Origin of the sequence: Pseudomonas sp. KB_12 (genome assembly GCF_052114545.1) — a bacterium.
GTDB lineage: Bacteria > Pseudomonadota > Gammaproteobacteria > Pseudomonadales > Pseudomonadaceae > Aquipseudomonas > Aquipseudomonas brassicacearum.
Window position 1 is genome coordinate 232,061 of the sequence record NZ_JBFREY010000006.1, and the last position, 24,294, is coordinate 256,354.

The following is a 24,294-nucleotide window of genomic DNA, read 5'->3' on the forward strand; positions in this document are numbered from 1 at the left end:
TCAGCTCTCATCGTTCAGAGGGTGGTGGCAAGAAAAACGGTGGCCATGATCCTGGGTCTCGGCTGGCACCTCTCGGCGACAACGCTCACTGACCCTCGGGCAACGGGGCGCGAAGTGGCACCCGGTAGGCCGGTTCAAGGGGCTGGGGATCTCGCCGCTGAGGATTTGCAACTGATCACGACGATCAGGATCGATGGAGGGCACTGAATTGAGCAGCGCACGGGTGTAGGGATGGCGCGGTCGACCGAACACCTGCCCCACAGTCCCGGCCTCGACGATGCGCCCCAAATACATCACCAGCACCTGCTGCGCCAGGTATTCGACCGTCGCAAGATCGTGGCTGATGAACAGGTAGCTCAGGCCATTATCGGTCTGCAGCGTCTTGAGCAATTGCAGCACTTGGGCCTGGACCGACACGTCGAGCGCCGCCGTAGGCTCATCGAGGATCAGCAGTCTTGACTCGAGCGCCAGGGCCCGGGCAATAGCGATACGCTGCAACTGGCCACCGGAGAATTCATGGGGATAGCGCTCCATGTGTTCCTCGCCCATCCCCACATTTCCCAACAGCGAGAGGATGCGCGCGCGCAAGGCGCTACCGCGCAAACCAAAGGCAACCTTCAGCGGCTCGGCAACAATCGCCTTGATTGTCATTTTCGGATTCAGCGAAGCGTAGGGATTCTGGAACACCATGCTCAAGCTTCTGCCCCGCGCCCTGGCATCAGTAGGCAGCGGCCGACCTTCGACCAGAATTTGCCCACTGTCAGCTGGCAGCAGACCGAGCAAGGTCGCGGCAACCGTACTTTTGCCACAACCGGACTCCCCCACCAGCGCGACCGTCTCACCGGCCTGCACCTCCAGGTTGATGTGGTCGATGGCGGTCACCAGGCCGTCGCGGCTGGCGTAGGTCTTGTGCAACTGAGTGACGCTCAGCAGTGCGGGCTGTTTGTTGTTATTCATAGCCGTTTACCTTTCAAAGAAGCCTCACACCTTGACCAACGTGTTGTGGCAAGCCGCCCAGTGTTCCTCGCCGATCTCCACCCTCGGCGCAGCCTGGACGCATCGCCCGGTGGCGCGCTCACAACGCGGGTTGAAGGCACACCCAGGCGGGGGAGCCGCCATGTTCGGCACCTGCCCAGGGATGAAGCCCAGGGGCTGAGCCCCCTGCCCCAACTTTGGCACGGTGCCCATCAGTTTCAGGGTGTAGGGGTGTGCTGGTCGCTTGAACACTTGGCCCACCGGACCGCTCTCCACCACTTCGCCGGCGTACATCACCGCTACTCGATCACAGAGCGAAGCCACTACCCCAAGGTTGTGGGTGATAAACAGAATCGCCAGGTCCTGCTCCTTCGCCAGCTTGCGCAGCAAGGCGATGATCTGCGCCTGCACCGTGACGTCCAGCGCGGTGGTCGGCTCATCAGCGATCAGCAGTTTCGGTCGACAGGCCAACGCCATGGCAATCACCACTCGCTGCAACTGGCCGCCAGACATCTGGTGCGGATACTTGGCTAGCGCCAGAAAAGGATCGGGCATGCTCACCGCTTCCAGCGAGCTCAGCGCCTCGGCGCGGATTTGCGTCTTGCTCAGTTGCCGATGGCAGCCGATGACATCGAACATCTGCCGGCCGACCGTGAAGAACGGGTTCAGCGCCTTCATCGGATTCTGGAAGATCATCGCCGCGCCACCGCCGCGCAAATCCGCTAACTGCGATGCCGACGCACCGTTGACCTGCTGTCCGGCGACCTTGACACTGCCGCCCAGCCGAGCGGCCTCAGGCATCAATCCAAGGCAGGACATGGCCGTCATGGACTTGCCCGAGCCCGACTCCCCGACCAATCCAAGTATCTCGCCGCGCCTCACCTTGAGGTCGATGCCCCGTACGGCCTTTACGGTCTTGAACAAACCTGGGAAGGACACCGTCAGCCCTTCCACTTCCAGCACCAACTCTTGAGCTGTGTCGTTATTCGAAGCGGCGAGATGTTCGGGAGTAGACGGTTGCAAGGATTCGTTGATCATCAGCGCGTCCCCTTCTTTGGATCGAGCACATCGCGCAGCCCGTCACCCACCAGGTTGACGGCCAGTACCAGGACAAAAATCGCGACGCCGGGGAACAGCACCGTCCAGGGATTCTCGAGCAATTGCGAGCGCGAAGCCGCGGCCATCAGCCCCCATTCGACCATGGGCGGCTTGGCCCCCAGCCCGATAAAGCTCAGCGAGGCAGCGGCCAGAATGGTGTAACCAAAGTCCATGGAGCCCTGCACGATCACAGGTGTGGTGGCATTGGGCAGTACATGGCGAAGCAAGATACGGAAATGACTGACACCCATGGAGCGAGCGGCATGGATATAGGTTTCTGAACGAACCCGTACTACCGCACCGCGCATGATCCTCGCGTACCAAGGGAACCAGGAGACGGCGAGCGCTAACATGGCGTTGGCCAATCCCGACCCCAGCGCAGCGGTGATAGCGATCGGCAACAACAGCGGTGGAAAGGCCAGGAACACGTCCGAGACACGCATCAGCAGCGTATCAATTCGACCACCGAAGTAACCGGAAACAAGCCCAATCGGAATTCCGATCAGCATCGCGATCAGCGTCACGCTCACTCCGATGATCAGCGAGGTGCGTGCGCCATAAAGCACCCGTGAAAGAATGTCGCGACCAAACTCGTCGGTGCCCATCCAGTGTGCCCAGTTGGGTGCCATTAATTTTTGGGAAAAGACAATTTTGTTGGGTTCATAAGGCGCAAGCCAGGGGGCGAAGATGGCCGCCAGGATGATCAGCAGCAATAACAGCGCGCCAAATACAAACAACTTGTTATCGCAGGCAAAAGCCAGGGCCTTGATGCGCCATGATGGGGCTCGCGAGGGCATGGACAGGGATACGTCTTGGATACTCATTGGACTCGCAGCCTCGGATCAACAAGGTGATACAAGAGATCAACAATCAGGTTGATCGACAGATACGTCGTGGCCAGCACCAGGGTGGCCCCCATCACAGCGGGGAAATCATTCTGGGCAATCGAAAACACCACGAAGCCGCCCAGGCCGGGCCAATCGAAAACGAACTCAACGACTACCGCACCGCCGAGCAAATAACCGAAGGTCAGGCCCACCACTGTCAGGAGCGGAATCATTGTCGCCTTCAGGGCATAGGCGTAATGGATACGCCACTTGGGTACACCGTAAGAAACCGCCGTACGGATGTACTCCTCGGAGAGCACCTCGACCATCATGTTGCGGGTGATCCGGGTGACAGTGGCCAAGGTCACGACCACCAGGGTGAGCACGGGCAGCGTCAGGTGTTTGATGGCGCTCCACAGTGCTACGAAATTGCCGGCCAGCAGCGTGTCGATCAGGTAAAAACCGGTCACTCGCTCAAAGGGGCTATCGAGAAGAATGGAAGCATCGATACGTCCTTGCAGGGGCAACCAATTGAGCTTGCCGTAGAACAGCAACTGCAACCCCATGGCCAAGATGAAAACGGGAAATGCCGTCCCGGCGATGGACCCCGCTCGTGCCACGTTGTCGACCACTGAGTTCTGCCGGGCCGCCGAGATGACGCCGATTGGCACCCCGAGCAGCACCACCCAGAACATTGCAAGGAATGTAAGTTCAAACGTCGCGCCTACCCGCCTGATGACCTCCTCCGCCACCGGCCGCCCGGTGCGCAAACTGGTGCCAAAATCACCCTGGAGAAGATCGCCGATGTAATTGAAGTATTGGATCGGCAGAGGTTTATCCAACCCCAGTTTTTCTCGCGCGACGGCAATCTGCTCCGCCGTGGGGTGGTTCCCCAGCATCATCTCTACCGGGGATCCGGGAAGAGCTCGGCTCAGAACGAAGGTGATGGTCAACACGCCCAGAAGAATGAAGAACATCACTATCAATCGCTGGGCTATATACTTCGCCATTTATACTACCTTTTGTGGCTAATAAACTTGGCCCTGACTTCTTACGCCCAGCACAAAGCCCTCAAAAGAAAATTAGCTCTTGAGGAGTAACCGGGCGAATCAACCGACTGTCGGTCTACAAGGTAAATCAGGCCTACACCTACAACTTCATCACAAATAACTCAGCATTCAGCGATTCAAGTTGTAGTAGAGAATTGCCTCATAAGCGGGATTCAGGCTCTTTTCCATGCCCTTGATGTCTTTGCGGGAAACACGTATCTGCTGCACGTCCGCGTACCAGATCGCAGGAGCGTCCTTGGCCAGTAGCTGCTGGGCCTGCTGGTACTTTTCAGTGGACTGAGCCCGATCACTGCCTTCTAACGCCACCGCCTCCTCGATCAACTGGTCGAAGCCTGGGTTGCTGTAATGAGACAGATTGAATAGCGTGGTTTTCTCTGAATGGAACTCGCTGAAAAGCCAATCGCTGGGTGTCGGATATGTGGGCCACCAAGCCATGGATTGCAGGTTGGGAGCGGTGTCCAGCTTCTTGGCCTTATCCCAGATCACACCCCACTCGCCGGGACGTAACTCCACTTCTACGCCAACCTGAGACGCCGTCGCCTGGAACAGCTCAGCGGCGTTTGCATAGATGCCACTGATGTACTGCATCGAGACCTTCCAGTCCTGTTTGGGTACGCCAGAGGCTTCCAATAATTGGCGGGCTTTATCCAGATTGTAAGAAGCCATAGGCACGCTGGCATGCCCCCAGATACTGGTGGGTAAAGGCCCCTTGGACACACTGCCGTAGCCGTGCAAAATATCGTTGGTGACACCTTCATAGTCCCAAAGGTATTGCAGCGCCTGACGAAATGCCAAGTTATCCGTAGGGTACTTCTGGGTATTGATCAAGAACTGGAAGTTCTTCCACGAAGGCGCGGTACTGACCTTGATGGAAGGGTTCTCTCCCAATACCTTGAGCTGATCAAGGGGGATATCCCAGGCAACGCCAGCCTCGCCATTTTTTATCATCTGGGTGCGGGTGGACGCTTCGGACACGACCTTCACGATGACGCGATCAAATTGCCCTTCTTTCCAGCCTCCCCAGTAGCCATCGAAACGTTCGAGCACCACTTGCTGGCCCTGTTCGACCTGCCCAAGCTTATAGGGACCGGTACCGATAGCGTTGGGAGCCATCATCCAGTCATGCCCCTTATCCACCGCCGCCGGGGCAATGATATAAGCAGCGTATTGACCTGCCGCGATCAGATTGGCCGGAGTGGGATTCTGGAACTTGAGCACTACCGTGTCGTCAGCTACGATCTCGACGGAATCCAGGGCTTTCCATACATACGCAGCGCCTTGTTTTAGCGCTTTGACGTAGTCGATGGATTTTTTGACCGCTGCGGCGTTGAACGCCGAACCGTCATGAAACTTAACGCCGTGCCGCAGCTTGAAGGTCCAAGTCTTGCCGTTGTCGCTGCTTTCCCAGGACGTGGCGAGCCCAGGGGAAAACTCCTCGGCACTGCCCGGAGCGTTATAGACCAGAAGCGTCTCGTAGATATTGCCCAGCACCCGCACCTCTTCCGAAAACGCCGAGGCTGGATCCCAATCCTTGAAAGAGGCTCGATCAGCGACAACCAAGGTATTGTTTGCCGCACACACCAAGCCACTGGTCAACGGCGCAGTAATGGAAAGCGCCATCAACCCTGCCATCAAGGTTCTTTTGAAGTTCATCGATGTTCCTCTTATTTTTATGATGGGCGCAGCGGGTCACTTGCACGAGCAGGCGTTAATCCAGCTGGAATGAACGACGTGTTTGGCCGTTCTTGAAACTGCCTATTGAGCGGTGTGGCTCATTATTGATCTGCCGCACCGCCAGCTCAATTTCGCGAGCGCTAAGAAAAAAACGCCAGATGACGCTTGAAAGCGTCACCTGGCGTCTATTTTTAAAGCGGGGTTAGAACAACGGCGGAACGAGGTTGAACTCACCCTCGGATGGGCGAATCAGCAGCCGCGCCCTCACCTCGCTGGGTATCTCAGGGGCATCAATCGGGAAGCAGCTGCAACTGGAAAGCGCGTTACGCAGATCGATCGATTCACCGAGGTACTCAAACACAATCTGCGCACCAAAAGGACGTCGAAAATTGTCGCCCGACACGCCGAGCACCAAGCCGTTGAGAAAGCGGAAGCGACTGCGATAGGAGGGGTAAAGCGCCGACCAGATGTAGCCCCGAGACGATAGGTATTCGTGCTCGACGATGTAAATCAGATCGGATGAGGCAAAGCAGAACCCACGATATTTATTGATGCCGAAACTCTTCAGTTGGTCATCACCCAGTCTCACTCGCTCGTACGTTTTGCTCAGGATTTTGTTGCCGGAACGGGTCAAGCGGGTAATCGACTTGATCACCTCCCCTGATCCGGAGGGCGACATCAAATAGACAAAGTAGTAACCCTGGTACTTCGACAGTTCCTGCGCGGAGCTTGGAAAAAAATCGGTTGGTACAGCACTGTCCGGCTCTCGCGCCGTGCGCTGCCTGTTGAGCAAAGCGCGGAACGACTCATGGTCGGAGAATATTTCATCCTCATCCACCCCGAAAAAAGCGCATATCTTGCGAAGGGTGAACAGTGAGGGAGTCGCCTGCGCCCCCAAGTATTTGTTGAACTGCTGGCGATTGATATCGAGGGAGCGGCAGACCATCGCCACCGACTTGTAGTACCCGCAGAGAAGGCGCAAGTTTTGACTGAAGTCTTGCGCCGACCGAGGTGAATTGGAACTCAGCATTTAACAGTATTCCTAACGCCACCATTGACAACACGCTGGACTAAACGTCGCTTGGATCACGGTTTTCAGAAGCTTGGCTTCGCCGCCTCGTGATCGACGTGAGCATTAAGCCCGACCATAGCGCCTGGGTGGGGGAATGTTCAACAATACTCACGCATGCAGTGTTTCCTGGCGCTCCAGAAAATTACGTCGGTAGCAAATTTTTGGTTCGATATTCGAGAGTGCACGATAGACGAGAGACGGCTCACGCCTCAGCACATAAACTTCAGGCAAAAAAAAGCCACTCATCTGAGTGGCTTTTTTCTGAATCTTGGAGTGGGAAACGAGACTCGCATCTGGTGCCCGACTCGTTGAAATCCAAGGGGTTTCTTTTTCTTGGCGAGTTACAGAACAGTAACCAATCATGCCTTAGATCCGCGCCCCGCCTGACACTCATCCCAAACACCACGCATCAGTTCCTTCAGCATCAGCGCCTCGCCCCAGCGATCCGTTATATCGCGCCCATCACTCCCTGTGATCGCATAGGGTGGCGGGCCAAGCTCGCAGGTGAAGGACAGGCTCGCGGGTGTGTTCGGTCGCGCCAGCCAATCCTTGATTCCGTAGCGCCACCAGCCCAGGAACCGGTCCAACCAGGGACGATGCTGGGCGAAGGTCAAGGGCACCTGGACCTGCTCACTATTAGCGACCCGCCCATGAAAACCCCAACTGTGTCGTAGGATGGTGTGAATCTGTTCGTCGTCTTCGGCCGCGGCCGACTCAGGCAATTCGCGGCCCACGACGTAATGGGACAAGTCAGCCAACAACTTGAGGTCTGGCATCTGCGCGAGCAAATCGAGGGTGAACAACAGGTCACTGGTGAGACGATAGCGGTGGGTTTCCAGCAGGATCGGAAAGTCCACCTGCTCGGCCAGACGCTGCCAGCCTTCGATCAGTATGATCGCCTGTGCCAGCGTGCGCGGCCGGACGTCGGCTTGCAACGTGAGGTGGTGGCAGCCGTAGCGGGAGGCAACCTCAAGCGCTTGCGCCAAGTCACTCACGGTGCGGGGAAACAGTTGACCTTCGATTTGCAGGCCTTGCGCCTTGGCAGCGGCATGCAGGCGCTCGGCCTGTGGCGCGATCCAGAAATGGTCGGTGATCCCATCGAAGCCAGCAGCGGCAATCTTCTCCACCTGCGCCTCAAGGGAAAGATCGCATTGACCACGGTGATCTTGCATGGCCCACAGGGACTGAAATACCAGGAATTCATGCATGTCAGGGCCTTAGCAGATGTTTGAGCGACACATCGGCGTCGGCCAATGCGTCCACAGGGAGTGGGGTCAAGTTGGCAATCAGCCGTTCACACAACTTGATGTCCTTGGCAACGCTGTTGCCCTGCCCCCAACCGCAGGCGCCTTGCAAACGTTGCTCGGTGTCCAGGTAGAACAGCAGCAGACCACCGCCTGCCAGGGTGCGAACGGCCGAAGGTGGCGTCGTTGAGATCACGCCCACTGTCTGCAAGCCCCAGTCGTACTGATCAGACCAGAAGCCGGGAACACCCTCGAACGGCAACTCGCCGCCCAACAGATTCAATGCCGCGTGGCGGCCCTGGGTCTCGGCATTGCGCCAGGTTTCCTGGCGCTGGAATAACGCGTCGGCGTGCAGGCGAAACTCACACACATCGCCGGCAGCAAAGATGTCTGGCGCGCTGGTGCGCAACTGGGCATCGACTCGAATACCCTGGCCCACTTCAAGCCCCGCCGCCGCGGCCAATTCGATGTTGGGTTGCATGCCGATACCGACCACCACCCAGTCACAGGGCAGCACCTGGCCGTCCACCAGTTGCATCGCCTCAGCGCGTTCGATGCCTTGTACCCTTTCAAGCGCTACGTTCAGCCGCACATCAACGCCCTGTTGCCGATGCAATTCCAACAAGGCCTGGGACACAGCTTCAGGCAATACTCGCCCGGCCAGTCGTGGCCCGGCTTCCAGCAACGTCACCTGACAGCCCAGGGTCCGGGCCGTTGCCGCGACTTCGAGGCCGATAAAGCCACCGCCGATGATCACCAGGCGCGTGCCGGGCATCAATGCGCTGCGCAGGGCCAGGGCTTCGTCATGGGTGCGCAGGTAAAGCACGTTGGCCAGAGGTTCAGGCACCAGGGACAAGCGACGCGCTCTGCCCCCGGTCGCCAACAGTAATCGGCTGTAGGGCAACCAACGTCCGTCGGTCAATTGCAGGCGGTGGTGCTGCGGATCCAGGCTTTTTACCGGGTTGCCCGCCAGGTGCTCGATGTTCAGTCCAGTGAGCCGGCTATCCCTCCACAGACTGCAATCGTCCAGGTCCATCGTGCCCTGCAGCAAGCCCTTGGACAGCGGAGGACGCTCGTACGGCAAATGGAGTTCATCGCCGATCAGGATCAGCCGACCGGTATAACCCTGCTCGCGCAAGGTCAGCGCGGCACGGCCACCGGCATGGCCGGCGCCGACGATAATCAGTGGAGCATTCATGGCGTGCACTCCTGGCGGTCAAGCCGAAATGGCGAGCAGAACCCGTCCCGCGTCGACCCGTACCGGATAGGTCTTGAGATTGACGCACACTGGCGCCCCCAAGGCTTTGCCGGTGCGATAGTCAAAGCGCCCGTTGTGCTTGGGGCACTCGATGACATGGTCCATCACCAGGCCGTCAGCCAGGTGGATCGACTCGTGAGTACACAGGCCAGCAGTGGCAAAAAACTCGTTGTCAGCAGAGCGGTAGATGGCATAGGTATGCGGACCGTGGTCGAAGCGAATGACGTCTTCTTCATTGATTTCGCCCACGGCGCATACATCGATCCATTGATCGTTCATGGCGTTTTCTCTTGTTCGGGATACAGCCGGAAGGTGTCAGCCCAGGGTGGCTTCAGCCTGTGGATGAGCGTCGGTGGCAGGCCTTGAGCTACCGACGGGGCGTCGCACGAAATACGTCGAGTCCTTGCGCTGCTTCAAGAGGGTCGGAATGATTTCCTTGAAGGCCTCGCCTATGTTGGCGTAAGGCGGCGGGCAGTCGTGGCGGATCTCTTCATGGAGTTGCGCCAGGGCGTGGTACGGCACCATCGGGTACATGTGGTGCTCAAGGTGATAATTCATGTTCATGTACAGAAAGCGCAGTACCCGGTTCATATAGATGGTGCGGCAATTGCTACGGTGGTCCAGCACATCTTCCGCCAGGCCCACATGTTGGGTGAGGCCTAACAGGTAGGACAACCAGCCGCCATACAGGATGGGCAGGCCGATATACATCAGCGGCAACCAGCTGTGCAGGTAAAGCGCCGCGCTAAAGACAACGGCGTAAATCACCAGCCAGATACGGGCCGCCAGGAACACCTTGGACCATTCGGACTCAGGGATAAACGTCTGTTCCTCGGCACCCATTTTGCCAACCGCGTGCCGGCACACGCCTCCCATCGTCTTCAGCAGCAACGGGATCTGGAACAGGCTCAGCAGCATCATGAACAAGCTCGGTGGACGCGGTTCGACGATTTCCGGATCGCGGCCGACGACGATGGTGTCGGTATGGTGCCGGGCATGGCTCCAGCGCCACACATGGGGCTCGAACATGCACATGAAGCTCGCCACCTGGTAGAGCGCATCATTCATCCAGCGGGTCTTGAAGGCGGTGCCGTGAACGGTTTCATGCCAGCGCGGGTTGGAGGCGGTGGCGTACAGAACGCCATACGCAAGGAAAAACGGCACACAAGCCCAAGTCCCCCAGAACCAGTAGCCGCCGAGGCCGGTGATCACCAGGGTTAGCAGCCAGATTGCGGTGTCGAGCAAGGCCGGGCCGTCGCGGCGCTGCATCAGTTGCTTCATGCGTTGACGGGAGATGGGCGACTGGTACCAACGGGCCGATACAAGGCCTTTTTCAGCCGCGCGGGCGGCTTCAGGGCCGGTCAGGCGATAGTCCCGAGTAGAGGCGGTGTTGTCTTGAGACATTGTTATTGTTCTCCGCAAGCGTGAGATGTCAGGTGCTTTGCGAAAGAAAATATAGAGAGCGCGGAGGGCCCCCTCAAGGTCTTGAATACATTCCCTATCAAGCTATCATCCAGCTCCTGCGGGGCTTGATAGTTTTCTATCAAGACGCTTTGAAGGTTCATCATGAATAACAATAAACGCCCCACCATCGCCACGGTCGCCGAACACGCAGGCTTAAGTGTCGCCACCGTCGACCGTGTGCTCAACGCTCGCGCCCCGGTTAATCCAGCCACTGCCGAACAGGTGCTTCAGGCCGCCGAAGCCGTGGGCTATTTTGCCGCGCGGCTGATCGGCCAACGCATTCTCGAACGCCGCCCCACGTACCGTTTCGGCATCCTGCTGCTGGGCACCGCGCAGGCGTTCTACGCCAATCTGGCCCAAGCCATCACCGAGGCCGCGCAGCGCCACGCCGGGGCCAACCTGACCTGCCAATTCGAATACGTTTTTGATCGCACCCCCAGCGCCATCATCGCCCAGATCGAACAGTTGGCGGTGCAGTGCGACGGCCTGGCGGTGGTCAGCTTCGCCCACCCGCTGATCAACGCCGCCCTTGCCCAGATTCGCGAAGCCGGAGTGCCCGTGGTGGCATTGCTGTCGGGCATTCATGAGGCGGCGGCCGAGCCCTATGTCGGCCAGGACAATCAGGTAGTCGGGCGCACGATGGGGTGGCTGCTGGCCCGCACCTGTGGCGCGCGCAAAGGCAGCATCGGCATTCTGCTCGGTGGCCATCGCTTTCTTGGCCACCAGGAGCGGGTCGAAGGCTTGCACAGCTACTTGGCCGAACACGCACCTGGGTTGCGCCCGCTGGAGCCGCTGATCAATCTGGATAACTGCGACATCACCGAAGAAGCAACCCTCGACCTGCTGGTTCGGCATGACGATTTGCGCGGGTTGTGTGTGGTAGGCGGCGGTGGCGACGGGATTATCAACGCCTTGGCGCAACTGCCCAAGCGCCCGGCGCTGTGTTGCATTTTGCAGGAGTCCACCGAGCTGTCACGCCAAGCCCTGGCCCAGGGTCTGGTCGACGTGGTGATCGATTCTCAGCCGCGCCAGACTGCAACGGCGCTGGTGGATCTACTGGTGGAATTGCAGACTGCGCAGCAGTTCGATCCTGTGCGTCACCGGGTGCATATTCCGCTGCAAATTGTGACATCGGAGAATTCCCAAAGCTGATGGGCTGGCAGCACAACCTGTTCGGCCCTTGATGGCGCGGTTAACCGCCATTTACTACAGCTTCAGCTAGCTTCTGCACATTCAATCCCGCCCCTAGACGCTCGGTAGCACAGTGGCAAACGGGAAGATCTTCCAGGGTAATTCGCGCGATCTTTGCTGCTTATGCCTGTCGGAGCTACGTCACAGCGTTCCGTGCAAGTATTGGGGTTTGGCAATTTTGGCTACCCTACCCCGCCGCACCGCCTAATCCGCTTCCTGTTCGTCAAACCAGCATTTGGTCTCGGGCCTCCTTCAGATTCGCAGTCTCCCGCGACACCCTTGCCCCTGGCTACCCCCTCCCCTTGCCGGGTGTGTAGAGGACTTTCACAAGTTGCATAAAGCCCCCTGTGAACGAGCACCCCCTCAGAAGCGCTCTCTCAGCACAACTTTTCGTAGCAGCGCACTGGCAAATGGGCGCATTGAGCAATACCCTGCCCGTACCGCCCCAACGTTACGAGCTGAAACATGTCAGGGATTGCCATATTTGAAAGCCCACGTTGGCTACGAGATCTTCTCCGCTTCTTGCCGCTGAAGAGCCAATTCGTCCTGTCAGGCAACATCCGCGACCTGCAGGCCAGTGAAGTGGCGCCCGGCACGGTGACTGCGCAGAGCTTCAACCAAACCCTCTGTAATGCCCTGCTCGATGCTGGCTACACCCAGGTCATCGCCTGGGATCCCGTGTCCGGTTTCCGGGCAGTCGACAAACCCGGCTCCGCCCCTGAAGCCGGCCAGACGTTGCTTCAGGAACTTGGCCTGACTCCGGTAAATGGCGTAGCACCCGCAGGGATCGATCTGCTGGGCGCCACCCTGCCACGGCTGGTGGGTCGTGCTGGCGAACCTATCGCGCTGATCATCGATTTCGCCTCACGCCTAGTGGTTCGCAACGACTCCCTCAGCGCGGCGGAACATCAGCTCTTCACCCAGGCCCTGGTGCAATCCCATCAGGCTCGCAGCCGTCCGGCCACACAGCTGCGTAAACCGTTCTTCAATACCCTGCTATGGCTGGTGGAAAAAGAAGGTGATTTGCCCGACTGGTTGCTGGTCGACAACCCGCGCCTGCGCCACATTCCCGTGTCCAAACCCGATCAATTGTCACGCCGTGCATTGGCACCGGCGTTGCTCAAAGGGCTCAGTGGCAGCCAGGGCGCCAGTGAGGTGGTCATGCATCAGGCTGTGGAAGCCTTCGTCCAGAACACCGAGGGATTGCTGCTGCTCGATCTCAGCGCCATTGCGCAACTGGCGCGGGTCGAGGGTGTCGCCATGGAGCAGATTGCCGATGCGGTGCGACGCTACAAGATCGGTGTTACCGAGGACCCATGGCTGAAGATCGACCGTCAGCGTATCCGGCATGCGGACGCGCTCGTCCACCAGCGGGTCAAAGGCCAGGAGCATGCGGTGACGCACATGCTCGACATCGTCAAGCGTGCGATGACTGGCGTCGGCGCCAGTCGCAAGGGCAACCGTCCACGGGGCGTAGCCTTTCTCGCGGGACCAACCGGCGTGGGCAAGACCGAACTCGCCAAAACGATTACCAGCCTGCTGTTCGGCGACGAAAGTGCATACATCCGCTTCGACATGTCGGAGTTCAGCGCCGAGCATGCCGATCAACGCCTTATCGGCGCACCGCCCGGCTACGTCGGTTATGACGTTGGAGGTGAGCTGACCAATGCGATCCGCGAGAAACCGTTCAGCGTGGTGTTATTCGATGAAATCGAAAAAGCCCACCCACGGATTCTCGACAAGTTCCTGCAGATCCTCGACGACGGAGTGCTGACGTCAGGCCGCGGTGATCGGGTGTACTTTTCGGAGGCCCTGATCGTGTTCACTTCCAACCTGGGGATCTATCGCCAGGGCGACAATGGCGAACGCGTTGCCAACGTCCTGCCGGGCGAAGCCTTCGAACAAGTCCAGGACAAGGTGCACAGCGAGATCGATCGGTATTTCAAGCTGGTACTCAACCGGCCGGAAATCCTCAATCGAATCGGCGAGAACATCATCGTCTTCGACTTCATTCGCGAAGGCGTTGCAGTGCAGATCTTCGAACAGATGGTCAACGCCACCTTCGACGACCTGCAGGGACAGAACCTGTTTATCGAATTGGCCCCCCAGGCACGCCAGGCACTGCACAACCTCTGTCTGCAGGACCTGTCCAACGGTGGCCGGGGCATCCGCAACCAGTTAGAAGCACGCCTGCTCAATCCCCTGTCGCGGGCGCTGTTCGATCAGGACGCGCAACCGGGCGAGCACTTCACGATCACCGAGTTGGACATCACCGGGCTGAAGATGGAACGTCACTAAACATGGACCTTAGCCTGTCGCGCATGCATTTTCCGGTCACTACCCTCGGCCCGGGGCGGCGTATTGGTATCTGGTTCCAGGGCTGCAGCATCCGCTGTCCAGGCTGCATCTCTGCCGATACCTGGGGGCCCGGGCACCGACGCTTGTCGCTGGAGCGACTGCTTGAACAGATAACCCCCTGGCTGCACGAGGCCGAAGGAATCACCATTTCCGGAGGGGAACCGTTCGACCAGTTCGACGCCCTGCGATCGCTGCTCGAAGGCCTGCGTCGACTCAGCGAGCTCGACATCCTGGTCTACAGTGGCTACTCCCTGGAACAACTCGACGCGCCGTTGCTCCAGACCAAGGGCTTGATAGATGCCTTGATCAGCGATCCCTATATCGAAGCACTCAGTCAGACCATGGCCCTGCGCGGCAGTGACAATCAACGCCTAAGCCTGCTCACGCCACTGGGCCGGGCACGCCTGGGTCATTACGAACGCCTGCTCGAACCCACCGACAAGGCGCTCGACCTGATGTTTGACGAAAGTGGCAGCGTCTGGATGGCCGGCATCCCACGGCGTGACGACCTATTGCGCTTACGCGACCTGCTGCATGAACAGGGCCATCATTTACAGATCAGCGCACACGCGTCGCGACGCCGCTGATTGGAGCACACCTCTCATGATACGTTTCTGCCCCAACTGCAAAACCGAACGCGCCCTCCAGGAAATGTTCTGCGAAGGGCTCATTCAGGAACGACCCTGCGGCTGGGACCTCGCCGGCGAACCCATCCATGCCGCCGGTTGGCGGCCGCAAGCCGTCTTCACTGAGGAAACCTTCCCGCCGGTCAGTTCGATTCAGGGAAATGCCCCCGACCTGCTCTGCGAAAATGGTCACCCGATGGTCGATGGCGACCTGATGTGCCTTGAATGTGGCAGCTCACCTGCACAAGCAACGGCCGACGACTCCCAGCCAGACAGCAGCGAACCAGAGGGAGTCCACCAGACCCTGATCGATGGTTGGCGGTTGATCCGTCAGATCAGCAGCACCGACGGCGTGCGAGAACGATACCTCGCCAAGCACGAAGAAACCGCGCAACAGGCGGTCCTGACCCTGTATCGACCCGGCGCCGAACCGGACCCGGCGATCTATGATGTGATCCGCCGACTGCCACGCGAGCACGTACCCGAAATCATTGCCACCGGCCGTTGGGATGACCGTGCCTATGAGGTCATTGAAGAACTCACCGGCGGGACCCTGGCAGAACTTGGCAGTGTGATCCGCGACAGCGACAGCGTGCACCATGTGGTCAACGAACTGGGCCTGGCGCTGCATGCTTTCAACGAGGCCGGCCTGCGCCATCGTGACCTGCGCCCGGCCAGCCTGCTGGTACGTTCCCGCGAACCGCTGGACCTGGTCATCAGCGGCTTCGGCTCGGCACGCCTGTCCGAGTTCGACCTGGACATCGTATCGCCACTGGAAACCAGCCGCTACATGGCGCCCGAAGCCATCGCTGGCGGCGTTGCGGCTGCCTCGGACTGGTGGAGCCTGGGCATGATCCTGCTCGAGCAACTGACCCAGGGCGCCTGCTTCGACGGCATCAATGCCAATGCATTTCTTATTCACGTGCTGGCCAACGGAGTACCGATCCCCGACGACCTTGACCCGCGCCTGCACCTGCTGCTGCGAGGTCTGCTGGCACGCGACCGTCATCAGCGCTGGCAATGGCCGCAGGTCGAAGGCTGGCTCAACGGCGTTGCGGTCGAGGCACCGGCCTCTTCCGTCCAGCAAACGGACGAAGGTGAAGGCGCGACCCTACTGCTGGGCGAGCGCCGCTTCCACAAGCCCGGCGTATTCGCTCTGGCGGCCGCCCAGGCGGATAACTGGCAACAGGCCCTGGACCATTTGCTGCGCGGTGTGATCGTGACGTGGGCCGAACAGGTCGGTCTCGCCCCTTCGCTGGTTGCCGGCTTACGTCAGGTCGTCCAGCACGAAGGGATCGAGGATGACTTCCGTCTCATGCTGGCGCTGAGAATCCTCAATCCGGAAATCCCGTTGATTCATCGTGGCGACATCGTCACACCAGGATGGCTACTGGAGCACCCACTGGAAGGCTATCGCCTGATCAGTGGGTCGGTCCCGGACCTGCTTGAGCAATTGCAGACCGACAACTGGTTGTCGCGTCTCAAATCCCGCGCCGAAAACGTACGTCAGCGTGCCCTGCACCAACACATCGAGTTGGTCGAAGAGCAACTGCGGATATTCCTGCTATCGACCTCGCGAGCGAAGCTGTCCACGCAATGGCAAGAGCGCCAACGCCTGTTTCCAGACACCGACCATCCGGGACTGACCTCACTGTCGGAGCGCCGGGTGATCGCCGAAGAAGATCTGATCGTGCTGCTCAGCGCGGCGATCAGTCAGTTCCGTTCGGGGGCCTCGATTGTAGAGGCCGCCGCCGAGTTGGCCAGGACTGCCGATGTCGGTTGGTTCGACTCCGAAGCGGCGACCCAACTGCTATTCCATTCGCGGCTTGAGCTGTACCGCAGTGTCGATGAACGCATCCAAGGCTTTGCCCGTTGTGGCGTGCCGGCAGTGGACGAGTGGGCCGAGCAGTTCCGTCTGGAGCGACGTATGCCGTTGGCCCAGGCGCTGGTGTTGCTCGCCATTCCGTCCAGTCATTGGCTGGAACCACAGAAACAGCAGTACGTCTCACAGATCCTCGACTTCTTCGAGAAGAAGGTGGTGACCGCAGTGATGCGCGGACCACTGGTGCGTATGAGCATCGGCAAGAGCACCGCACGGATCGACGTCAACGAACTGAACAGCGAGCGCAGCCCGGCTGCGGCTTTGCTCGATCACCTGTTGCAACGTAATGCCCGGGCAGTGAACCTCGACCCGGAGAGTTTTCAGCTCAACGGCCAGCTGGAATCGCGCCTGCATGCCTTGTACCGGCAAAGCGCGCTGTACAAACGCGACACCGGCATCGACGGTCTGTACCTGGGCTTCCCGTTCCTGCTCAATCGCGACCCTCGCGGCACCACGCGTACGCGGATCATCCCGCTCCTACTGTGGCCCGTGAAACTGCTGCTGGAGCTGGGTGCTCGAGGTCACGCCGCCTTAGCGTTCGACAGTGAGCGTGAGGAAGTTCGGCTCAACCCCGCGCTGGAAAGCGTGCTCGGCGCGGAGACCTGCAAACGCTGGCGCAAGACCGCCGATGAACTGCTGGGCCGCTCGTCAATTCGTGCAGCGGATGTGATGGATGCCTTCGGCATGCTTGCCACCATTCGCTCACGCGCCCTTGGCAACCTTCCCGCCAGCACCGTGGAGATCGCGCCCTACCAAGACGAGCTGGACTGCGCGGCGGTGCTGTTTCACGTGACCTTCATGGGGCAAGCCATCGGTGAAGACCTGCGCCAACTGAAAACCCTGTCGCCCGCCGGTACCGGCCTGGAAACCGCGTTGCGCCTCAAGACTACCGCCGAAACCGCGCACGAGGCACCGCCAGGCGAGCTGCAACGTTACTTCACCGTGGCCAGCGATCCATCCCAGGAAGCGGCCGTGATCCAGGCTCGACAAAGCCCGGGACTGCTGGTCGAGGGGCCGCCCGGAACCGGCAAGAGCCAGACCATCGTCAACATGGTCGCCGACGCCATTGGCCGCCAGCGCAGCTTGCTCATCGTCTGCCAGAAGCATGCGGCGCTGGAGGTAGTGTACAAACGCCTGGTCGCCGAAGGCCTCGGCCAACGCATCGTCATGCTCAATGATGTGAACCGAGACCGCGAGCCCGTCATCCGCGGTATTCGCGAACAACTGGAAAGCCTGTTCACGAACGGCAACCAGGCACAGGGCTGGCAGCGCCAGCGCAAACAGGTCGCGGCCCGCATCGAGGCCCTGGAGGGCGAGCTCGACCGCTTCCACCAGAGTCTGCATCGCCTGGATGAAAATACCGGCCTCAGTTATCGCAGGCTGCTCGGCGAGTTGATTGAATTGGAATCCGGCCCGGCCCCGCTTGAGTTTCCGGCCCTGCGCCAACGCCTGGCCTCCCTGGACCTCGCTAGCCTGACCCGTTTGGAGGAAAGCTGCGCCCCTCTGATTCGCCTGTGGTTACCCGCACGCTACGAAGGCAGTCCATTGGCCCAGTTGCAGTCGTTCGCCGCCGACCGGGCGACCTTGCAGGCTTTCACCGACAATCTGCACAGTTTCACCCAAGCCGAACACAACCGTCAGGCCACGCTGCAAGCACACCCTGCCAGCTTCGAAATCGACGACCCGGTGCCGTACCGTAACTGGATAGCGGCCCATGTCGCAGCCCTGCTCGACCTGAAGCAAGAGCAACGTCTGCGCCTTGCGCGGTGGCTACCGCTTTTCCGCAGCCGCGAAGCGGGCCAACCTCCACGGGGAGAGTCGATTCTCGGTGAACTACAGCAACTGGATCAGCAACTCGGCCAACTGGATCAGGACCACTACGCCCCCGCCTTGTCACCGGCCCTCTGCCTGCTCGAAAACAAGGCCCTCAGGCATCTGGATCAAGACTGCACCAAGGTCATGGCAGCCCGGTCCTGGTTGGCGAACATCAACCCGATACATCTGTTGCGGCGCAACCGACTGCGCAACTTCCTTCAGGGCCAGGGGGAAAGCCGTGTTATTGAAGCACTACCAACCCTACAGGCAGCCATCCGCCTTGAAAGCCAGTGGCGACCATTGCGCGCCGAGTTGAGTACGCTGCACCAGGCGTTGGAACTGGAAGCTGTGAGTCAGCAAGCCTGCCTGGAATTGATCAGCTTCGCGAAGAGCGACATCCGCCACCTGCTGGAAATCCAGGCGCTGGCCATGGCGTTGGCGCAATCGCCTCGCGCCCGGCAGGCCGACGAGGCCGCCCTCGCCGGCGACAAACAACATCTCGAGGCGCTGCTCAGCGATCTCGATGCTTCGCTGATGCGCCATGGCGTTCGCCAATCCAGCCTCGAGCAACTCAAGATACTCGGCGACTGGCTGGGCGAAGAACTGGTGCAGCAACTGCAGCACGCCATCGAGCACAATCTGAGCAATCAACTGTCTCTTGATCGGCTGCATGAAGCGCTGCCCTTCCTGGCCGCCTACCAGGCATTCCGCGGGCGCGCCGCTCAGTTGACAGCAGCCGACCTGGAGCTGCTCGCATTGCTGCGCCAACGCCAGGAACAGTTGGACAACATTGCGCCCGAGCAGCTTGAAGCCGCGGTACGGCGCCTGCTCAACCGCGAAGCTCGACTGGGTTGGAAACACCGCGTCGAGCAAACCAATCCCGAACTGCTGTTCAGCCAGGACGAAGCCCGTGCCAAAGTCGCCAGCCTCGCGCAAGCCGATGCGCAGATGCGGCTGCTCAATCGCGAGCTGCTGGCCAAAGCCATCAACCTTGATCACCTGGGTAATCGCAAGCAATGGGAGGATGTCACTCGCCTGACTGGCAAACGCTCACGACGCCTGCGCGAATTCATTGAACTGGGCAGTAACTTAGGCCTGATGAGCCTACGCCCGGTGTGGTTGATGAACCCGGACGTCGCCAGCCGTGTGCTGCCGCTCAAGGCAGGCCTGTTCGATACCGTTATCTACGACGAAGCCTCACAGATGCCGGTTGAGTTCGCCCTGCCAACCCTGTTCCGCGGCCAGGTCACTGTTGTCAGCGGCGACGAGAAGCAAATGCCGCCGACGGCATTCTTTTCCAGTCGCATCGAAAGCGACGAAGCCGAAGTGTTTGACGGCGACGAACCTGATGAAGACGCGGATGAGGAACAGCGCGAAGCGTTCGAAGACACCTGGAACCGTCGTGAGATCAAGGATTGCCCCGACCTGCTGCAGCTGGCGCGCAACGCCCTGCCCAGCACCACATTGCAGATCCACTACCGTTCGGCCTACCGTGAACTGATCGGCTTTTCCAACGCCTCATTCTATGGCAATCGCCTAAACGTTCCGGTCCGTCACCCGCAGGCGAACATCCAGCGCATCAAGCCGCTGGAGCTGATCCAGGTCGGCGGGCTGTATCAGAACCAGAGTAACGCCCAGGAAGCCGAACGGGTCGTCGAGTACCTGAGCGAATTGTGGCAGGAGCCCTACGACCAGCGCCCCTCGGTGGGTGTCGTCACCTTCAACCGCAAGCAGGCCGACCTCATCGAGGAGCACTTGGAGCAGCGTGCAGAGCAGGATGAACTGTTCCGCGCCGCCTACGCCCAGGAGCGTGAGCGCAGCGAAGACGGCGAGGACATGTCGGTGTTCGTCAAGAACGTGGAGAACGTGCAGGGGGATGAACGCGATATCATCGTCTTCTCCTCCACCTTCGGTCGCAATAGCCAAGGCACATTCCGCCGTAGCTTCGGCGTACTGGGGCAGACGGGGGGCGAACGACGCCTGAACGTGGCGGTGACCCGCGCGCGACGCAAGGTGGTGATGATCACATCGATGCCGATCGCCGATATCTCCGACATGCTCAACACGCACCGTGCCCCCAACAGCCCGCGAGACTATCTGCAAGGCTATCTGGAATATGCTCGCGCCCTCTCCTCGGGCGAGTTCAGCAACAGCACCAAGTTGCTGGAGCGCCTGCAGACCGACCGCAGCAGCCAGCATCGTGAGCAAGGTCAGCAAAGTGATGGCTTTGTCAGGCTGGTCGGTGAATTCATTCATTCCCTGGGATGGCAGGCCGCTCCCGCCAGTGAAGGCGACGCTTTCGGTCTCGACTTCGCCATCGAGAATCCAGGCACGGGCCTGTACGCAATAGGCATCGAGTGCGATGCGCCTTGCCATAATCTGCTGGAACGTGCCCGCGCCCGGGAAATTTGGCGCCCGTCCGTGCTGCACCGCGCCATCCCGCACATCCATCGTGTGTCGTCGCAATCCTGGTATCACAGCGGCGACAGCGAACGTTCACGGCTGCGTGAAGCAATCGAACACGCCATGCAAGTCGAGCAGCCGCTGCAACCCAGCCCTACTTCAGTTGATACGGAAATCTGCCAATGAGTGGTCCCAAGGTCGTTCGCATTGTTACCCGCGAAGAAATCATCGCCATTTGTGAAGGCCACCTGCAACGGCTGGAGCGCGCCGTGGACCGCTGGCAGACACAGGCCACAAGGCTTGGCGAACTCAGTGAGCAGGAGCGCTCCGCCTCCCTGGAGCGACACGCTCGCCTTCGCGCCCTGCTGGCAGAAGACCGATTGGCGGAACTGCAGAAGGCCGTGCCAGTGGAGATCGAGCACCTGCGCCGTGACTTGGAGGACCGCGAAGAGCGCGCGATCATTCATGCCGCCGAACGACGCCAACGCGACCGACGCGTCCAGGAAAACGCAGAAACCCTGCTTGATGCTTTGCAAGCCAACCCCGAAAGCGTCGACCAGGCCTTGCTGGAATCCCTCTCACGATTGGCCAGCGGTGCCAGTCGGAAAGATGCCGAACGTCTACTGGCCGAGGGTTTCGCCCACTTGAGCAAGGCAAGCGAGAAGCCAACCCTGAGCGATACCCAACGCGCCCTGGCGCAGCAACTCAAGGTCGACGAACCCGAGGTTTCCCTGCGCCAATGGATTGCGGCCCGGGAACCGGATGCAACGCGCGACGTACGGCTGCTACGCACTGACCGCCACATCGTGGAGCTGCAACTGCTGCAAGGCACTGAGCGTGCCGCACCGTTCCTCCTGGCACTGGAAAGCGCTGAAACGGAAACCGATGCCAAGCGGCGCAACCTGCTGCTCGACAGCCTAGTACTCGACCTCGCCGCGTCCACCCGAAACTTCCGACGCCAACGCGAATGTCTCGAACAACTGCAGGATCTGGCCAGCGAAGTCAAAACCTACACAGGCATCGAACACGCAACCTTGCTCGGTCATATTGGCGCTTGTACAACCGACACCGAGCTCTCGGTAACGACCGGACTGATCGAGCAGTGCAAAACGCTTATCGCTTCCCACTTACAGGACCAGGCCGCCCTCACCCGCCGCGAAGCCGTCCTCGGCGGCTTGGCCAGCCTCGGTTACGAAGTGCGCGAAGGCATGGCGACTGCCTGGGCAGAAACCGGCAAGGTCGTGCTGCGCAAGGCCGCTACCCCCGGCTACGGAGTGGAAGTGGGTGGCAAGGCCGATAACGGCCGTCTGCAGGTTCGCGCCATAGCCCTCAGCAGTGATCGCGACAAGGCGCGGGATCGCGACATTGAAACCATCTGGTGCGGCGAATTCCAGCGGCTGCAAGCCTTATTGAAAGACAAGGGCAGCGAGTTACTCATCGAGCGTGCGCTTTCGGTAGGTGAAGTCCCACTTAAAGAAACGAATATTTCCGAGCCGAGCGTAGAAACAATCGCGGGTCAGCAAAAGACACTTCATAAATGAACCGCTAACTACATCTCACCGCAAGCTATTGCCAACATGTTCTGCAGCCTGGAACTCAGAGCCGCGACGAGCTTGCATTGGGTCTTGTATCTACCACCTTAAGGCGCTGTTGCGGCACTTGAGCCCCCGTATTCGGTAGACTTCGCGCCCATCGCACGCAGGGAATAGCGATGGTTAAGCGGTACGAAATCCCCGATATAGCCTGGGAGTTGGTTGCTGATCTTTTTGAACAGCCTCGGCGCAGAGGTCGGCCGAGGGCGATGACGCTCAATGGCTTGCTCTGGATGCTTTGCTCAGGCGCTGCGTGGGGCGACATTCCGGAACGCTTTGACCCTTGGTCAACGGTCTACCAGCGGTTCCGAGATTGGAGTATCGATCTGATGCTCAAGTGACTGCATTTCAGGCTGAACGAGCAGGGATTAAGCAATCGTTACCGGATGCAACCGGTGATCCCTCTACGATCCATGAAGCGCAAATCCAAGCCCGGCTTGCCTCGCTCGTTTTCGACCGAAATATCGGCAACGCAACATCATCGAATGTACATTCGGCGGGCTGAAGGAGAGTCTTCGCATCGTTACACACTTCGGCAAGCTCGGAAAAAAGACGCGACGATGGTCTCGTTAGCCTGTGCTATGCGATGTTTTCGACATTATTTTTCGGACAGCGCCTAGTCGATGGATGCCTAACAGCTGACAGCGCAAATATTGCACCAATGCTTGACAGGCGTTAATTAAGTGCTATCAAGAGCAACAAGGAAATACTCATGCATGGAGATATCAATCATGGGGTTATCAACTCAAATTGCGGAATCATTTTATGATTCCAAATTCAGTTTTACACCAGGAACAATGTCAGGAGTAGTATGCGTCTTTACGACAGCCTTGGGAAAGGACAACCCTTTTTTTATTAAGTCAATTACATTCAATTACGGCGCTCATATTGAACAAGAGCTCATGATAGAGCTCCATAAAAAATTTGGTGAAGGCCTTAACACCCTGCCGGCCAACTCAAAAATTATTTTCTATCAATACTGGAGCCCGTGCCGCACTTGCACCGACGCCACAATACCAGACTTTCTCCGCAGGTTTGGACTTATCGAAAAAAACATAAGGGTCAAATTCAGATTTATAGATTATTACTCAAAAGCCAACGTTCCTAACAGCACAAAGCAGGAGCTTTGGGAGACCAACGCAGAAGCACAGCAAGCATATGATATCGCCTGCATTAGCTCTGGACATGCGAAAGTTAAAACAAATCCAACAACCCCCAATCAGACGATCGAAAGCATGTACTTAGTCATTGCCCCTGTAGGTAACAATAAAACCAGCTTCCTTATGACTGTCCATCAATGATCGCAGCGTTCATCGACCGTAACCCAGCGGTTGATCTCCAGACCTTCTCGCATTAGGCACCATTGACCTTAAGCTGCAAATCGACACCTAAGGCACACCTATCGGCCAATTGCTGCTTTTTCACTATTTGCTGCTGGCGTGATCGATTCGAACAAAATTGCCACCATCTGGCGGGACACCAAACTGCCAGTCAATCTGTCGTCCCGAGACGGACTGCCCTCTCCGATGAATTGAAGCGTCTGGGCGTTAGGCGATTCAGTGCGGGCTTCAAACATCGCCGAGTTTCTGCACGGAGCCTTGAAAGCATTGGGTCCGCAGTTTCTTGAATAAAGGCCAACTCGACACTCAAACCCTGAAAGCCCATACATACGACGAATTGAAAGCTTTGATGGCGGCGAAGACTGAGCAATGCAGTCCCGCGGACGAGGCCAAACGCCAGTCTGA

Annotated in this window: 17 protein-coding genes and 2 pseudogenes; 8 read left to right on the plus strand and 11 right to left on the minus strand. The window is 59.0% G+C overall.

Going from position 1 to position 24,294, the window contains the following annotated elements; translation table 11 throughout:
- The 11 genes from AB4Z20_RS05720 to AB4Z20_RS05770 form a co-directional block, all read right to left on the minus strand.
- The gene (locus AB4Z20_RS05720; RefSeq protein WP_253473529.1) at positions 1–957 is read right to left on the minus strand and encodes an ABC transporter ATP-binding protein; all 957 of its coding nucleotides are present in this window, start codon (positions 955–957) and stop codon (positions 1–3) included.
- Positions 958–981: 24 nt separating this feature from the next.
- Complete coding sequence (locus tag AB4Z20_RS05725) at positions 982–2,013, minus strand: ABC transporter ATP-binding protein (protein WP_214509193.1); 1,032 nt, start codon at positions 2,011–2,013, stop codon at positions 982–984.
- Positions 2,013–2,897 (minus strand): ABC transporter permease, encoded by an 885-nt coding sequence (locus AB4Z20_RS05730; protein ID WP_024616670.1) that lies wholly within the window; start codon positions 2,895–2,897, stop codon positions 2,013–2,015. The genes AB4Z20_RS05725 and AB4Z20_RS05730 overlap by 1 nt, the downstream gene beginning before the upstream one ends.
- Positions 2,894–3,910 (minus strand): ABC transporter permease, encoded by a 1,017-nt coding sequence (locus tag AB4Z20_RS05735; RefSeq protein ID WP_046061801.1) that lies wholly within the window; start codon positions 3,908–3,910, stop codon positions 2,894–2,896. Before AB4Z20_RS05735 ends, AB4Z20_RS05730 begins: the two co-directional genes overlap by 4 nt.
- 168 nt (positions 3,911–4,078) lie before the next feature.
- Positions 4,079–5,623: an ABC transporter substrate-binding protein gene (locus AB4Z20_RS05740; protein ID WP_442089497.1), complete on the minus strand. Its 1,545-nt coding sequence runs from the start codon at positions 5,621–5,623 to the stop codon at positions 4,079–4,081.
- A 223-nt stretch (positions 5,624–5,846) separates the two neighbouring features.
- Complete coding sequence (locus AB4Z20_RS05745; protein WP_214509191.1) at positions 5,847–6,674, minus strand: helix-turn-helix domain-containing protein; 828 nt, start codon at positions 6,672–6,674, stop codon at positions 5,847–5,849.
- A 150-nt stretch (positions 6,675–6,824) separates the two neighbouring features.
- Positions 6,825–7,079 carry a hypothetical protein gene (locus AB4Z20_RS05750; RefSeq protein ID WP_442089498.1) on the minus strand — a complete coding sequence of 85 codons (255 nt, stop codon included), beginning with the start codon at positions 7,077–7,079 and terminating at the stop codon, positions 6,825–6,827.
- Entirely contained in the window at positions 7,076–7,924 is an 849-nt protein-coding gene (locus AB4Z20_RS05755) for a sugar phosphate isomerase/epimerase family protein (protein WP_442089499.1), read from the minus strand. Before AB4Z20_RS05755 ends, AB4Z20_RS05750 begins: the two co-directional genes overlap by 4 nt.
- A 1-nt stretch (position 7,925) precedes the next feature.
- A complete protein-coding gene (locus AB4Z20_RS05760; protein ID WP_253473516.1) occupies positions 7,926–9,158 on the minus strand; it encodes an NAD(P)/FAD-dependent oxidoreductase in 1,233 nt (410 codons plus the stop codon).
- A gap of 18 nt (positions 9,159–9,176) precedes the next feature.
- Positions 9,177–9,497, minus strand: coding sequence for a MocE family 2Fe-2S type ferredoxin (locus tag AB4Z20_RS05765; protein WP_018608132.1), 321 nt, complete (start codon positions 9,495–9,497; stop codon positions 9,177–9,179).
- A gap of 36 nt (positions 9,498–9,533) precedes the next feature.
- Positions 9,534–10,622, minus strand: a complete 1,089-nt coding sequence (locus AB4Z20_RS05770; RefSeq protein WP_253473513.1) for a fatty acid desaturase family protein — start codon at positions 10,620–10,622, stop codon at positions 9,534–9,536.
- Positions 10,623–10,784: 162 nt separating this feature from the next.
- Here AB4Z20_RS05770 and AB4Z20_RS05775 point away from each other — a divergent pair, with 162 nt between their 5' ends.
- From AB4Z20_RS05775 to AB4Z20_RS05810, 8 genes and pseudogenes are all read left to right on the plus strand, one after another.
- A complete protein-coding gene (locus tag AB4Z20_RS05775) occupies positions 10,785–11,834 on the plus strand; it encodes a LacI family DNA-binding transcriptional regulator (protein ID WP_442089500.1) in 1,050 nt (349 codons plus the stop codon).
- Between the two features lie 504 nt (positions 11,835–12,338).
- Positions 12,339–14,171: an AAA family ATPase gene (locus AB4Z20_RS05780; protein ID WP_253473507.1), complete on the plus strand. Its 1,833-nt coding sequence runs from the start codon at positions 12,339–12,341 to the stop codon at positions 14,169–14,171.
- A gap of 2 nt (positions 14,172–14,173) precedes the next feature.
- Entirely contained in the window at positions 14,174–14,818 is a 645-nt protein-coding gene (locus AB4Z20_RS05785; RefSeq protein ID WP_253473504.1) for a 4Fe-4S single cluster domain-containing protein, read from the plus strand.
- A 16-nt stretch (positions 14,819–14,834) separates the two neighbouring features.
- On the plus strand, positions 14,835–21,143 hold the full coding sequence (locus AB4Z20_RS05790) for an AAA domain-containing protein (protein WP_442089501.1): 6,309 nt from the start codon (positions 14,835–14,837) through the stop codon (positions 21,141–21,143).
- Complete coding sequence (locus AB4Z20_RS05795; protein ID WP_442089502.1) at positions 21,140–22,498, plus strand: hypothetical protein; 1,359 nt, start codon at positions 21,140–21,142, stop codon at positions 22,496–22,498. The genes AB4Z20_RS05790 and AB4Z20_RS05795 overlap by 4 nt, the downstream gene beginning before the upstream one ends.
- Before the next feature lie 170 nt (positions 22,499–22,668).
- A pseudogene (locus AB4Z20_RS05800) lies at positions 22,669–23,169 on the plus strand (transposase).
- Positions 23,170–23,265: 96 nt separating this feature from the next.
- On the plus strand, positions 23,266–23,850 hold the full coding sequence (locus tag AB4Z20_RS05805; protein WP_258690870.1) for a hypothetical protein: 585 nt from the start codon (positions 23,266–23,268) through the stop codon (positions 23,848–23,850).
- 114 nt (positions 23,851–23,964) lie between these two features.
- A pseudogene (locus AB4Z20_RS05810) lies at positions 23,965–24,256 on the plus strand (isocitrate lyase/PEP mutase family protein); the annotation flags it as partial.
- Positions 24,257–24,294: the final 38 nt, after the last annotated feature.